This window comes from Marisediminicola sp. UYEF4 (assembly GCF_040546025.1).
In the GTDB taxonomy this organism is placed as follows: domain Bacteria; phylum Actinomycetota; class Actinomycetes; order Actinomycetales; family Microbacteriaceae; genus Marisediminicola.
In genome coordinates, this window is the sequence record NZ_JBEPNA010000003.1 from 136,337 (window position 1) to 148,707 (window position 12,371).

At 69.5% G+C, this 12,371-nt stretch carries 14 protein-coding genes; 8 read left to right on the plus strand and 6 right to left on the minus strand.

The window, feature by feature from the left end:
• Window positions 1-56: 56 nt before the first annotated feature.
• From ABIB15_RS05025 to ABIB15_RS05040, 4 genes are all read left to right on the plus strand, one after another.
• The gene (locus ABIB15_RS05025) at window positions 57-1,199 is read left to right on the plus strand and encodes an acyl-CoA dehydrogenase family protein (protein WP_354475775.1); all 1,143 of its coding nucleotides are present in this window, start codon (window positions 57-59) and stop codon (window positions 1,197-1,199) included.
• Window positions 1,200-1,251: 52 nt separating this feature from the next.
• Entirely contained in the window at window positions 1,252-1,944 is a 693-nt protein-coding gene (locus ABIB15_RS05030; protein ID WP_354475777.1) for an alpha/beta hydrolase, read from the plus strand.
• Window positions 1,945-1,989: 45 nt separating this feature from the next.
• A complete protein-coding gene (locus tag ABIB15_RS05035; protein WP_354475779.1) occupies window positions 1,990-2,523 on the plus strand; it encodes an adenine phosphoribosyltransferase in 534 nt (177 codons plus the stop codon).
• 225 nt (window positions 2,524-2,748) lie between these two features.
• Window positions 2,749-3,534, plus strand: a complete 786-nt coding sequence (locus tag ABIB15_RS05040; RefSeq protein ID WP_354475781.1) for a nuclease-related domain-containing protein — start codon at window positions 2,749-2,751, stop codon at window positions 3,532-3,534.
• A 466-nt stretch (window positions 3,535-4,000) separates the two neighbouring features.
• On the opposite strand, the gene ABIB15_RS05045 is transcribed toward ABIB15_RS05040, so the two are convergent.
• Both ABIB15_RS05045 and ABIB15_RS05050 read right to left on the minus strand, forming a co-directional pair.
• On the minus strand, window positions 4,001-4,279 hold the full coding sequence (locus ABIB15_RS05045; protein WP_354475783.1) for a protealysin inhibitor emfourin: 279 nt from the start codon (window positions 4,277-4,279) through the stop codon (window positions 4,001-4,003).
• Between the two features lie 20 nt (window positions 4,280-4,299).
• Window positions 4,300-5,346, minus strand: a complete 1,047-nt coding sequence (locus tag ABIB15_RS05050; protein ID WP_354475785.1) for a M4 family metallopeptidase — start codon at window positions 5,344-5,346, stop codon at window positions 4,300-4,302.
• Between the two features lie 110 nt (window positions 5,347-5,456).
• On the opposite strand from ABIB15_RS05050, the gene ABIB15_RS05055 reads away from it, so the two are divergent.
• Together ABIB15_RS05055 and ABIB15_RS05060 are read left to right on the plus strand one after the other, a co-directional pair.
• Complete coding sequence (locus ABIB15_RS05055; RefSeq protein ID WP_354475787.1) at window positions 5,457-6,908, plus strand: phytoene desaturase family protein; 1,452 nt, start codon at window positions 5,457-5,459, stop codon at window positions 6,906-6,908.
• A gap of 1 nt (window position 6,909) precedes the next feature.
• A complete protein-coding gene (locus tag ABIB15_RS05060) occupies window positions 6,910-7,350 on the plus strand; it encodes an SRPBCC family protein (protein WP_354475789.1) in 441 nt (146 codons plus the stop codon).
• Here the strand turns inward: ABIB15_RS05060 and ABIB15_RS05065 are convergent, their stop codons facing one another.
• The gene (locus ABIB15_RS05065; protein WP_354475791.1) at window positions 7,351-8,076 is read right to left on the minus strand and encodes an RNase H family protein; all 726 of its coding nucleotides are present in this window, start codon (window positions 8,074-8,076) and stop codon (window positions 7,351-7,353) included.
• A gap of 64 nt (window positions 8,077-8,140) precedes the next feature.
• Between ABIB15_RS05065 and ABIB15_RS05070 the strand changes: the two genes are divergently transcribed.
• Together ABIB15_RS05070 and ABIB15_RS05075 are read left to right on the plus strand one after the other, a co-directional pair.
• Window positions 8,141-8,326, plus strand: a complete 186-nt coding sequence (locus ABIB15_RS05070; RefSeq protein WP_354475793.1) for a hypothetical protein — start codon at window positions 8,141-8,143, stop codon at window positions 8,324-8,326.
• Between the two features lie 50 nt (window positions 8,327-8,376).
• A complete protein-coding gene (locus ABIB15_RS05075) occupies window positions 8,377-9,471 on the plus strand; it encodes an LLM class flavin-dependent oxidoreductase (protein WP_354475993.1) in 1,095 nt (364 codons plus the stop codon).
• Between the two features lie 65 nt (window positions 9,472-9,536).
• Here ABIB15_RS05075 and ABIB15_RS05080 read toward each other — a convergent pair whose 3' ends face one another.
• From ABIB15_RS05080 to ABIB15_RS05090, 3 genes are all read right to left on the minus strand, one after another.
• A complete protein-coding gene (locus ABIB15_RS05080) occupies window positions 9,537-10,349 on the minus strand; it encodes an SDR family NAD(P)-dependent oxidoreductase (protein WP_354475795.1) in 813 nt (270 codons plus the stop codon).
• Between the two features lie 8 nt (window positions 10,350-10,357).
• The gene (locus ABIB15_RS05085) at window positions 10,358-10,930 is read right to left on the minus strand and encodes a hypothetical protein (protein ID WP_354475796.1); all 573 of its coding nucleotides are present in this window, start codon (window positions 10,928-10,930) and stop codon (window positions 10,358-10,360) included.
• 149 nt (window positions 10,931-11,079) lie between these two features.
• On the minus strand, window positions 11,080-12,261 hold the full coding sequence (locus tag ABIB15_RS05090) for a MarP family serine protease (protein ID WP_354475798.1): 1,182 nt from the start codon (window positions 12,259-12,261) through the stop codon (window positions 11,080-11,082).
• Window positions 12,262-12,371 lie beyond the last annotated feature (110 nt).

The window sequence follows — 12,371 nt, forward strand, 5'->3', positions numbered from 1 at the left end:
TATTTGCCAGACACGCCCTAGTCCGCCTGCGGGGCGAAGCTGCGAGACTTGACCGCATGTCTTTCCTGAGCGACGACCTCCTCGCGCGCGTCCACGCCCGAGCCCCCGGCTACGACCGCGACAACGCATTCTTCACTGACGACCTCGCCGAGCTCACGGCGGCCGGCTACCTCGCCGCCCTCGTGCCGGCCGAGTTTGGCGGCGCGGGACTGTCGCTGCGCGACGTGGTCGGCGAGCAGGCCCGGCTCGCGCGCGCCGCGCCCGCGACGGCGCTCGCGATCGGAATGCACCTCATCTGGACCGCTGTCGCCAAGAGCCTGCACGAGCGCGGCGACGCGAGCCTCGACTTCGTGCTGCGCGACGCGGCGGCCGGAGAACTGTTCGCCTTCGCTATCAGCGAGGCAGGCAACGATCTGGTGCTCCTCGCGAGCTCGACCGTCGCCGCCCCACTGCCCGGCGGTGGCTACGCGTTCACCGGCACCAAGGTCTTCACGAGCCTTTCGCCGGCCTGGACCCGCCTCGGCACCTTCGGGCTGGATACGACATCGGCGGATGCCCCCAAGCTCGTCCACGCCGTCATCACCAGGGACAGCCCCGGAATCACCGTGCACGACGACTGGAACACGCTGGGCATGCGCGCGACCCAGAGCCGCACCACCACGCTCGACGGCGCGACCGCCCAGGCACAGCGGGTGTACCGACGCCTCGACCCCGGGCCCAGCGCCGACCCGCTCATCCTCGCGATCTTCACCAACTTCGAGATCCTCATTGCCGCCGTCTACGCCGGCATCGGCGACCGCGCGCTCGAGTTGGCGGTGCAGGCGACCGCCCGGGTCTCCCGCGCCACGGGTGCTGCGAAGAGCCAGGACCCGGTGATTCGGACGACCATCGCGCGGGCAGCGATGACCCAGGACGCGGTATGGCCGCGCCTGAATGCCCTCGCCGACGACGTCGACAACCGGGTCGACCACGGCGACCAGTGGTTCCGCAAGGCCGCGGGCCTCAAGCTCGCGGCAACCCAGTCCGCCAGAAATGTCGTCGACGACGCCATCTCCGCCACCGGGGGCGCCAGCTTCGCCGCCGACAGCGAACTCTCCCGCCTCTACCGCGACGTGCTCGCGGGCGGCTTCCACCCCAGCACCGCCGACTCCGCCCACCAGACCGTGGCGACGGCGCTGCTCGGACCGATCGCCGACTGAGGCCACCGCAGCTTGCGCAGCGGGCGGACACGGCATCTAGTCTGGACCGATCATGACCGACACCATCGCGCCACTCCCGTCCGACCGCACCGGCGACCTGGCCCTCGACGACGACGCCGTCGTCTGGTCCGACCGTCTCCTGCCCGGAGACCCGCGGCCGCTCGTCGTGTTGCTGCACGGCCGGGGATCAAACGAACGCGACCTCTTCTCGCTCGTCCCGGCGCTGCCGAAGGATGCGGTCTACGCGTCCGTGCGCGCCCCGCTCCCGCACGTCGGCGGCGCACCGGGCGACAGTTGGGCATGGTTTCGCTCCGGTCTCCCCGGACTTCCCGACCCCGCAAGTGCGATCGCCGCGACGGCCGGAGTGCTCGACTGGCTCGCGCGGGCGGCACCGGACTCGCGCGTCGCCGTCGTGGGGTTCTCCCAGGGCGGGGCGCTGACCACCCAGCTTCTCCGCCATGCGCCGCACCGGTTCGAGAGCTTCGTGAATCTGGCGGGCTTCTGGATTGAGGGCGGGGCGGATGCCGAACAGGATGCGCTCCTCGCCGCTGCCGCACGACCGGTGTTCTGGGGCCGCGACCCCGCAGACCCGGTGATCCCGGCGGACGCGATCGAGCGCACGATGCGGTGGCTGCCCGAGCACGCGCAGCTCACCGTGAGCGAATACCCCGGCATCGGGCACTCGATCTCCCGTGACGAGATCGACGACGTCGCCGAGTTCCTGCGCCGCACGCTGGTGCGGTAGCCCGATGTGCGCGCGGCACCGGCCGGACCGCGTAGCGTTGACAGGATGATCCGCGAGCAGGCCAGCAACCACGTGCACGAACTCATGGACACCTACCCGGACTTCCCCTCGCCCGGCATCCTGTTCCGCGACCTCACCCCCGTGTTCGCCGACCCGACCGCATTCCGCGCCGTCATCGACGCGCTCATGCACGACGCACTCACCGCCGATGTCGTTGCCATCGCGGGGGTCGAGGCTCGCGGTTTCCTGCTCGCGGCGGCCGGTGCCTACAGCACCGGAGTGGGCGTCGTCGCCGTGCGCAAGGCGGGCAAGCTCCCCGGCGACGTGCTGGCGCAGACCTACGACCTCGAATACGGCACGGCCGAGCTCGAACTGCACCAGGGTCGACTACCGGCCGGCTCGCGAGTGCTGCTCGTGGACGATCTGCTCGCGACCGGCGGAACCCTGGCCGCGGCGGCGAGCCTTGTCGAGCGCGCCGGCTACGTCGTTGCCGGCATCCGTGTCGTGCTCGAGCTGGACGCGCTCGGCGGCCGGGACCGGCTCACCGGATACGACGTGCAGAGCATCGCGAACTGCTGACACCGACTCGCAGTCGACCTCGTGACGCCGGTGCCGGACCCCGAACTGGGGGCACTCCCACCCGCTCTCGGGGGGTTTTGAAACCGCGACCGGGTTGACAAGGTGGTGTGAGGGACGGTCATCATCCAATTCGGATGGTCTGGTGTCGCTCTCGGGATCGGGAATGACATGGCGCAACCTCCGGAGCAGGGCGGGGTGATTCACCCTGCTTCCCTGCGTGATCGAGTGCCAGCGCACGGCGCCATGACGGGGTTCCTGGCCTGCCACGACCAGGCCCCGCCACAGTCGAGACTCGCCCGCAGCTTCGGGGCGAGTCCGCTGGACGAGGAGAGCGGCCAGCGGTACCGGCGCGTGCTCCGCGAGCTCGGCGTCGGCGAGTGTCTCGCGAGACTCGACCCGCGCTGGACGGTGCTGCATGCCATCCCGCAGGGGGAGGGCCAGGTCGACATCGACCATCTGGCGATCGGACCGGCCGGAGTGTTCTGCATCCGCACGATCGACGTCGGTCAGCAGCGAGTCTCGGTCGCGCGGGGTTCCTTGCGGGTTGCCGGGTCCACATCCTCCCACCTGCGGGAATCCGAGTTCGAGGTGGGGAGGGCCGAGCGCGCCCTCGGAGTGGCACAGGGCTCGCCCGTCAAGGCGATCGGCGTGATCGTCGTCGTCGACCCGCACAGCATCACCGTTCGCGACATGCCGCGTGATGTCGTCGTCGTCGCCCCCGTCGGCCTGGTCAGGGCCCTCGAGGCGCTTCCGACCTGCCTGGACGAGCACGAGATCAGACGGCTCGTGGCACAGGCGGAGAAGCCGAGCACCTGGCGTGGGATCGCTGCCGTGCCGCAGGATGGCGACGAGCTCCGCACCCGGTTCACCGCGGTCCACCGCCAGGTCCGAACCGCGCGCGTCGTGCGGCGCCGGTGGATCGTCGCGATCAGCAGTGCGCTGCTCGGTGTGGTGTTCCTGGCTGCGTGGGGGATCGTGCTCGCGACGACAGCGAACTACTCCCTGCACTGAGCCTCGCGGCGCGAATTCGCCACGCGCCCGCGCAGTTCCAAGCTTCCGTGGAGATTGGGGCCGTACTGTGGCGCTCACGTGCTTCGGCACGCGTCCCACGATCGGACCCGGTCGGTGTCCAGCATGACCGAGTTCGATTCACTCGACGATGAGGCGACTCCTAAGCGCCCGTCCGAATGTGTGCGTCGAGTGGCGGGGTCCTGGCTGCCCAGAGCTCGGGACCCCGTCGCGGGGCTTCCCGCGGCCATAATTCGTCACAGGAATTGTGTCCCCCGTGTCCCCCGACAGGGGAACCCCCGGAGTGGGGATATTCCTCACGTCGTGAAATGCCGCATCATTGTCCTACGACGCTTTCCGGGGGGAAGGCGAAGTAGACCATTCGGGGGAATGGTCAGTGGGTCATTCGGGGGAATGATCAGTGCCATAGGGCGCGGAATGGACCGGAAGCCGGGGGGCTTCCGGTCCATCACTCTCTCTCGGACCGTTCGACCGCGTCGCGCACCTGGTCGACAAGCTGGCGCCACGGCCCGGTCAGATCCTGTTCCGGCAGCGTGATGCGACGGCGCGACACCCCGATCCGGTAGACGTAGCGGTCGGGCTGCGCCGGCGAACGATGAGGCTCCTGCCACGGTAACTGCTCGACGAGCCGAAACCATGAATCGGGGTCGCCCTGTTCCTCGACACGCACCACCCACTCGCGTGTCAGTCCGGCGATGCCGCCGCTGCGGGTCACCGTGATCTTCATGGCCGGCCTAGCATTCCCGGTCACATGCCCAGCCCGACGGTCGCCCACGCCTCGGCCACGGCCACATGCTCGACCGAGTCGGAGTCGGAGCCGAACCGGGCGGCAGCGGCGCCCGCTGTCGCACGGGCGAACGCGGCAAAGTCGCAGGATGCCGGAATCGTGCCGCCCGAGACCGTGTCGTACCAGATCTGTCCGGCGGAGCTCCACGCATTGCCGCCGATCGCCGATGCGGCGAGGTAGAACGCGCGATTGGGGATGCCCGAATTCAGGTGCACACCCCCATTGTCCTCCACCGTGTCGACGTAGTCCTCCATGGCGGCCGGCTGAGGATCCTTGCCGAGAACGTCGTCGTCGTAGGCCGTTCCTGGCGCCTTCATCGAGCGCAGGCCCACCCCCTCGACCCGATCGGTGAACAGCCCGGTGCCGATGATCCAGCTGGCGTCCTCCGAGGTGTGGCCGAGCACCCGCTGCTCGACCAGTGCTCCGAACACGTCGGAGATCGACTCGTTGAGCGCTCCCGACTGGCCCCGGTAGATCAGGTTCGCGGTGTACTGGGTGACACCGTGCGCGAGCTCGTGCCCGATCACGCTGAGCGCGGCGGTGAACCGGCCGAAGACCATTCCGTCGCCGTCGCCGAACACCATGCGTTCGCCATCCCAGAAGGCGTTCTCGTAGTCGCGTCCGAAGTGCACCGTGCCGAGCAGGGGCAGGTTGTCGTCGTCGATGGATGCGCGGCCGTAGACCTCGCGGAAGAGTGCGTGCGTGTGACCGAACCCGTCGTAGGCCTCCGTGACCGCGATGTCGGGTCCTGGCTCGTCGCCCTCCGACCGCACGAGGGTGCCCGGCAGGTTCTCGGTCCGCTCGGCGTCGAAGATGGAGCGCGCGGAAGGTCCGAGCCGGCGCGCGCCCCGCTGCGCCCCGTGCTCGCCCGCGACGGCCCGGTGGCGACGGATCGACTCGTCCATCGCGAGGGACTCCCGAGCGGCCTGCGCGACGTGCGCCATCTCCGGGTCGTCGAGCGTGGTGAGTCGCCTGAGCAGATACGGGGGAACGATCGTGTGCCTCATTGCTCGATCGTGCCACGAGCCCCCGACAGCCGGTATCGCGACGCGATGGTCCCCGCCCGGACGTGGTGCGAGACTTGGGTTATCCACTCTCGACGATGCACGCTGGAAGGATGCACACCATCGATGTGATCGTCGTAGGGTCAGGGCCGAACGGGATGGCCGCCGCCGTGACGATGGCGAGGGCGGGGCTGTCGGTGCGCGTGTACGAACGCAACCCCACGATCGGCGGCGGCGCCCGCACCGTCGAGTCGACCCTCCCCGGATTTCTGCACGACGTCTGCTCGGCGGTCCACCCGATGGCGCTCGCGTCCGGCTTCTTCCAGAAGTTCCAGCTGGACCGGCGCATCACGCTCCTCCTGCCCGAGATCTCCTACGCGCATCCGCTCGACAACGGCAGGGCGGGGGTCGCGTGGCGCGACCTCGACCGCACCGCGGAGGGCCTCGGCCCTGACGGCCGCGCGTGGAAGCGGCTATTCGGCCCCCTCGTCGACCATGCGGCGGAGGTCGCCCAGTTCACCGGGTCGAACATGCTGCAGCTTCCCCGGCATCCGCTCACCGCGCTCCGCCTTGCCGCCCGCATCCTGGAGCAGGGTAGCCCGGCGTGGAACGCGCGCTTCGTTGAGGACGAGGCCCCCGCGATGCTCACGGGGGTCAACGCCCACTCGATCCGCCGGATGCCGAGCCTCGAGACCGCTGCAGTCGGGCTCGTTCTCGCCACCCACGCGCACGCGAAGGGCTGGCCGATCCCCGTCGGCGGGAGCCAGGCGATCATCGACGCGATGGCCGCGGACCTCATCGCCCACGGGGGCGAAATCGTCACAGACACCGAGGTCACCTCCCTCGCCGAGCTGCCATCGGCCAGAGCCGTGATCCTTGATGTGAGCGCTCGCTCGCTCGCCTCCATCGCCGGCGACGCCCTTCCCCCGCGCTATGCCAGAGCGCTGCGACGCTTCCGCTACGGCAATGCGGCCGCGAAGGTCGACTTCGCCCTCTCCGCACCGGTGCCGTGGGCGAACGAGCAGGTTCGCGCCGCCGGCACTGTGCATCTGGGAGGCTCCCGTGCGGAGCTGGCCGCATCGGAGGCGGAGGTCGCCGCTGGCCGGCATCCGCGAAGCCCCTACGTGCTCGCGTCGCAACCCACCCTGCTCGACCGGTCGAGGGCGCCCCTCGGGTTCCAGACGCTCTGGGCGTACACGCACGTGCCCGCGGGGTCCACGGCCGACCCCACCGAGGCCGTCACCGCGCAGATCGAGCGGTACGCGCCCGGATTCCGCGATGTGATCCTCGCGTCGTCGAGCCAGAACGCGGTCGAGATGGAGCGCTACAACCCGAACTACGTCGGCGGCGACATCGCCGCTGGAGCGCCGAGCCTCTGGCAGCTCGTCGCCCGACCGGTGCTGTCGGCCGACCCGTGGCGTACGCCCGCACCGGGCCTCTACCTCTGTTCGTCGTCGACCCCGCCGGGCCCCGGCGTGCACGGGCTGCCCGGCTATTACGCCGCCCGCAGCGCCCTCGCCGCGGAGTTCGGCATCACGACTCCTCCCCGCCTCGGGGTGGCCTGACATGGCCGCCACCACCCGAGTGCTGCGCTGCACACCGGAGGCCGTGTTCCGGGTGCTTGCCGACGGGTGGCTCTATCCCGCCTGGGTGGTCGGCGCCTCGCGCATCCGCGCCGTGGATGAGGGGTGGCCCGCCCCCGGGTGTCGAATCGCGCATTCGTTCGGCGTGTGGCCGGCCATCATCGACGACACGACGAGCATGACCGAATGGGACCCGCCCCGGCACGCGCGAATGCGGGCACGGGGGTGGCCGATCGGTGAGGCCTCCGTCGTGATCGATGTGAAGCCCCGCGGGAGTGGCTGCGTCGTCAGGATCGTCGAGGATGCCTCCGATGGCCCGGGGCGCCTGTTACCGAAGCTGGTGCGCGACATGCTGATCCACGGCCGCAACATCGAGACGCTGCGCCGGCTCGCCTACCTCTCGGAGGGTGGGGCCGGGCGCTAGTCAGATCAGGTCGCGCAGAAGCCTCTCGGGGCTCACGCCGCGGGCCGCGGCCCGCTCCAGCAGCCGAGCGTGCTCCTGCGGGCTGAGGAGCACCGTCAGCGCCGTTTCCGGGTCGGGTTCGGCCTCGAAGGAAAAGAGCTGCGGATGCGTGCTCGGCAATGACGCGACGTTGTTCGCGACATCCGCGGCGATGTCGGCAGCGACTTCGGCCGTGATCGCGGCACCGACGAGTCCCTCATGGAGGGGATCGCGCGACGGATCCCCTTCACGGACCCAGCCGGGCCCCGACGGAATTCGCGCCCCACGCTGGAACGCCTCGGCGACGGCCCGCGCCCGGGAGTCGGCCGCCTCGTTGAGCGGATGATTCGCGTGGCCCTTGACCCACTCGAACCGGTACCTGCGCCCCGCGATCGCCTCATCGATCTCCATGAGCAGCTCGAGGTTGAGGACGGGCTTGCCGTCGCCCTTGCGCCAGCCCTTCGCCTTCCACCCGCGCATCCACTTCGTCACCGAGTTGATCACGTATTGGCTGTCGCACAGCACGAGGAGCTCGTCGTCGAGGTGTGCCGTCGCCCGGAACAGCTCGAGCACCGCCTTGAGCTCGCCCTGGTTGTTGGTCGCGTGCGGCCAGCCGCCGGCACCCCAGCACGACTCGTCGACGTACCAGGACCAGCCGGCCGGACCGGGATTGCCGAGGGCGGAGCCGTCGGCGGCAGCGGTGATCACGAATATAGCCTCTCGAAGACGGGACCGAACAAGTGTCCCATTCGGGCGGGGATAAGCTCGACGGATGAACAAAACCACCGTCATCACGGTCATCGGCGTCATTGTCTCGATCGTCATCGCGTGGTGGCTCGTCGGATTCGTATTCAGCGCGCTCGCGCTCCTGATCAGGGTCATCGTGGTCCTGATCGTCGCCGGACTGGTCTTCGTCGGCCTCCGTTCGCTGCTGACCCGGTCCAGCCCGCGCGGATGACGGGCAGCCGTGCCTACCATGGGTAACGCGCTCGAAGGGAGCAGGCCGTGATGCAGTTCGGAATCTTCACCGTCGGGGACGTCACGCCCGACCCCACCACCGGCCGGGTCCCGAGCGAGAATGATCGCATCAAGGCGATTCTGGCAATCGCACGGAAGGCCGAGGAGGTCGGCCTCGATGTCTTCGCTCTCGGCGAGCACCACAATCCGCCATTCATCCCCTCGTCGCCGACGACGATCCTGGGCTACATCGCCGCGACGACCGAGTCGATCATCCTGTCGACGGCGACGACCCTCATCACGACCAACGACCCGGTGAAGCTCGCCGAGGACTACGCGATGCTGCAGCACGTCTCCGGCGGTCGAGTCGACCTGATGATGGGGCGGGGCAACACGGCACCGGTCTACCCGTGGTTCGGCAAGGACATCCGCGAGGGAATCGCGCTCGCCGTCGAGAACTACGCCCTGCTCCACCGACTGTGGCGCGACGACGTCGTCGACTGGGAGGGCCGGTTCCGAAGCCCGCTGAAGGGTTTCCAGTCCACACCCCGGCCGCTCGACGGCATTCCCCCGTTCGTCTGGCACGGGTCGATCCGCAGCCCAGAGATCGCCGAGCAGGCCGCCTACTACGGCGACGGATTCTTCGCCAACAACATCTTCTGGCCCAAAGAGCACTACATGAAGCTCATCGGCCTGTACCGGGAGCGCTACGAGCACTACGGCCACGGCCGGGCGGAGCAGGCGATCGTCGGCCTCGGCGGACAGGTGTTCATGAACGCGGTCTCGCAGGATGCGGTGGCACAGTTCAGACCGTACTTCGACAACGCGCCCGTCTACGGGCATGGGCCGACACTCGAGGAGTTCACCGAGTCCACCCCGCTCACGGTCGGCAGCCCGCAGCAGGTCATCGACCGGTATGCGGGCATGCGCGACCACTTCGGCGACTACCAGAGGCAGCTGTTCCTCGTCGACCACGCCGGGCTTCCCCTCGGCGTCGTGCTCGACCAGCTCGAGATCCTCGGCTCCGAAGTCGTGCCGGTGCTGCGGGCCGAACTCGCAAAGAACCGGCCAGCCGACGTTCCGGATGCGCCCACCCACGCCTCGATGCTCGCCGCTCGCGGGATGCGCGAGAGCCTCAGAACTTAGACGGCTCTCCCCGTGCTGGGCGAGGTCCCGGCGTCGCCGGAGGGGACTGGCCGGGGTGCGCGTCTCTACGCGCCAGTGGCGGGCCGTCGGGTCAGTGTCCCCGCCGCGACGAGTCGCGCGGGCAGCACCCGCGACAGGGCCACGATGAGCTTGTACCGGACGGTCGGCACTGTCACCGCCCTGCCCCTCGCGACGTCACGCAGGGCGATCCTGACCACCCGCTCGGGCGAGAGCCAGAGCACCGCGGGAATCGTGTCCGTCTGCACATCCATCCGCTCGTGGAACTCGGTGCGCACGAATCCGGGAGCAACCGCGGTCACGGTGATGCCGCGCGGGCGGTAGTGGATGTTCGCCCAGCGGCTGAAGCTGATCAGCCAGGCCTTCGCGGCACCGTAACTGCCGCGCGGGGTGAAGCCTGCGACGCTCGCGATATTGATGATTGTGCCGGAGGAGCGCGGCAGCATCTGCTGGAGTGCCGCGTGCATCAGGCGAAGGGGCACCGCCACGAGAAGATCATGGTGCCCGGCCTCGGCCTCGGCCGTGTTCTCGTCGAACGGGAGCAGCAGCCCGAATCCGGCGTTGTTGACGAGCACGTCGACGGGGGAGTCGGATGCGCGCACCCGCGCCTCGACCGCGGCGAGGCCGTCGACGGTCATCAGGTCGGCGGAGAGCACGGCGACCCGCACGCCGTGATCGGCCGTGAGGGTCGCCGCGACCCGTTCCAGACGCTCGGTCGTTCGCGCCACGAGAACGAGGTCGTGTCGGCTGGCGGCAAGCTGACGGGCGAATTCCGCCCCGATCCCCGCCGTTGCCCCCGTGACCAGGGCGATGGGTCTGGATGCTCGCGCCGGCTCGGCGGCCTCCGGCGTCCCGCCCACCGGCCCGGCTAGCGAGCCCACTGCCAGATCACGTGCGGCGGAATCGCGCGCTGCGCCGCGCTGTGCTCGATCTGGCCGGCCTCGTCCTTCTGCTGTGCCACGAGCACGAGCTGGTTGTTGTGCTCCCAGACGAAGTCGGAGTGCCGCCGAGGTGTCGTCTTCATCACGACGTCGATGCCGAAGAAACCGTTGTCGTTCGGCTGGGCCGCCGGGAGCGCGATCGACGCGCCGGGAAATCCAAAGGCATTGTTCCACGTGAGCGAGACCGGGCGATCGCTCGCCCACCCTGTTCCGAGAATCGAGACGCGCGACCAGACCTCTTGCGGCGGCTCGGTGTCGGGCGAGGGCTCGACCGACAGCATGATGCGCGTGACGGCGAGGGTCGTCGGCCAGGTGAAGTCCGTGTCGAGCCAGATCCGCTCGACGGTACTCATCATCTCGTCGGGAAGCTGGCCCCCGCCGAAGTTGAGGTTCGTGGCCACCAGCTCCGCCGTGACCTCGAATGGCTCCGAGCTGATCCCGAGGTCATGCTCCGGGACGGAGAGGGTGGCGGCGGCCTGGACGTTGTCGCTGTGGTTCACGTCGGTGACTCCTGGGAAGCGGGGGCGGGGCGGGGGCGCGGAGGCCGCCGGTCACGACGGACTGCCGTTCTCGCCAGTTAACACCTCCGAGTCGAGAATTGTCGAGCCTGCCTCCGCTCGTCGTCAATCTCGCGTGCACACGCGCCCGGCTACCCGGTCGTGCAGGCTCCGGACGAGACGGCGCTCTCCAGCGAGGCGGCGAGCACGGCCACCGGCTCGACCTCCTCCATCGCCAGCGCGTAGCCGATGTTCTCGGTCGTGGCCGACTTGGCGAAGATCACCCCGGCCAGAACTCCCGACTCGCTCAGCAGCGGGCCCCCCGATTCGCCCTCCTGCACGTCGGAAGCGAGGGTGTACACCTGCCTCGGCGTCGGGTTGTTCCCGTAGATGTCGGCGACGTTGACCGGCCCGACCGAGATCACCTCGGCGGCGTCCGAGTCGAACGGCCCGCCGAACGGATGACCGCTCGAGACCGCCGCGCTCCCCACGGCGAGGTCCGAGCCGCGCTCGAGCGGGGCGGCCGAGAGTGCGTCGACCGCGATCACGGCCAGGTCGTCGACCGGGTCGAAGTAGACCACGCGACCCGGCAGGGCGCCGAGCCCCGGCGCCTCGACGACGGGTTCGGTGACGCCGGCGACGACGTGCGCGTTGGTCACGACCCGTCCCGGTGCGACGACGAACCCGCTCCCTGACTGGTTCTGCCCGCACGAGTAGGCGTTGCCGGTGATCCGCACCACCGAGCGAGCCGCTTCCGTGAGCTCGGGACTGTCGGTCGTGACGTTCGGGATCTCGGGGCTCGGCCCCTGGAACGCCTCGACGATATTCGGGATGCCCTCGTCGACCGCGATGGAGCGCACCTCCGCGAGGAATCCGCGCACCTGGACGGGCGTCCACGCGTTGATCGTGCGGATGACCGTCGATGACGCGATCGCCGTGGTCAGAATCGGCACGCCGAGGGTGCCGATGCTGAAGGCGAGCATCGAGGCGATCAGCGCCGCCGCGACCGTCGTGAGCCCGGCGCCGAGGGCGCGATCGACGACCCGCAGCTTGATGCGGTCCACCTGGCGCCGCAGGGCGTAGCCGACGGATGCGCCGATCGACAGACCGGTGAGGACGAGGGCGATCGCGGCCGCGAGGGTCGCCGGCGTGCGCCACTCCGGAGACGGCACCCACGCGCCGACGAGCGGCACGATGAAGAAGGCGGCGATTCCCCCGGCCACCATGCCGACAATTCCGCTGAGGCTGCGCACGAGGCCCGCGCGGTAGCCGTAGACGAAGAACACAAGCAGAACCAGCACGAGCAGCACGTCGAGAAGGGCCGGTACCGGCATGCATGGGTCCTTGTCTGATCGGCGGCGCGCCCGGACTCGAACGAACCGTCAGCGCGTTCGAGGTTACGTGCTTCCGCTGGGAAGTGTTCACGAACTCGACATTTGGGACT

What these genes read in the sequence shown, in the direction of transcription:
- ABIB15_RS05055 (WP_354475787.1), top strand. Translation starts at nt 5,457, where the DNA reads ATGCACACCATCGATGTGATCGTCGTAGGGTCAGGGCCGAACGGGATG.
- ABIB15_RS05030 (WP_354475777.1), top strand. Translation starts at nt 1,252, where the DNA reads ATGACCGACACCATCGCGCCACTCCCGTCCGACCGCACCGGCGACCTG.
- ABIB15_RS05045 (WP_354475783.1), bottom strand. Translation starts at nt 4,279, where the DNA reads ATGAAGATCACGGTGACCCGCAGCGGCGGCATCGCCGGACTGACACGC.
- ABIB15_RS05060 (WP_354475789.1), top strand. Translation starts at nt 6,910, where the DNA reads ATGGCCGCCACCACCCGAGTGCTGCGCTGCACACCGGAGGCCGTGTTC.
- ABIB15_RS05025 (WP_354475775.1), top strand. Translation starts at nt 57, where the DNA reads ATGTCTTTCCTGAGCGACGACCTCCTCGCGCGCGTCCACGCCCGAGCC.
- ABIB15_RS05070 (WP_354475793.1), top strand. Translation starts at nt 8,141, where the DNA reads ATGAACAAAACCACCGTCATCACGGTCATCGGCGTCATTGTCTCGATC.
- ABIB15_RS05090 (WP_354475798.1), bottom strand. Translation starts at nt 12,261, where the DNA reads ATGCCGGTACCGGCCCTTCTCGACGTGCTGCTCGTGCTGGTTCTGCTT.
- ABIB15_RS05035 (WP_354475779.1), top strand. Translation starts at nt 1,990, where the DNA reads ATGATCCGCGAGCAGGCCAGCAACCACGTGCACGAACTCATGGACACC.
- ABIB15_RS05075 (WP_354475993.1), top strand. Translation starts at nt 8,377, where the DNA reads ATGCAGTTCGGAATCTTCACCGTCGGGGACGTCACGCCCGACCCCACC.
- ABIB15_RS05050 (WP_354475785.1), bottom strand. Translation starts at nt 5,346, where the DNA reads ATGAGGCACACGATCGTTCCCCCGTATCTGCTCAGGCGACTCACCACG.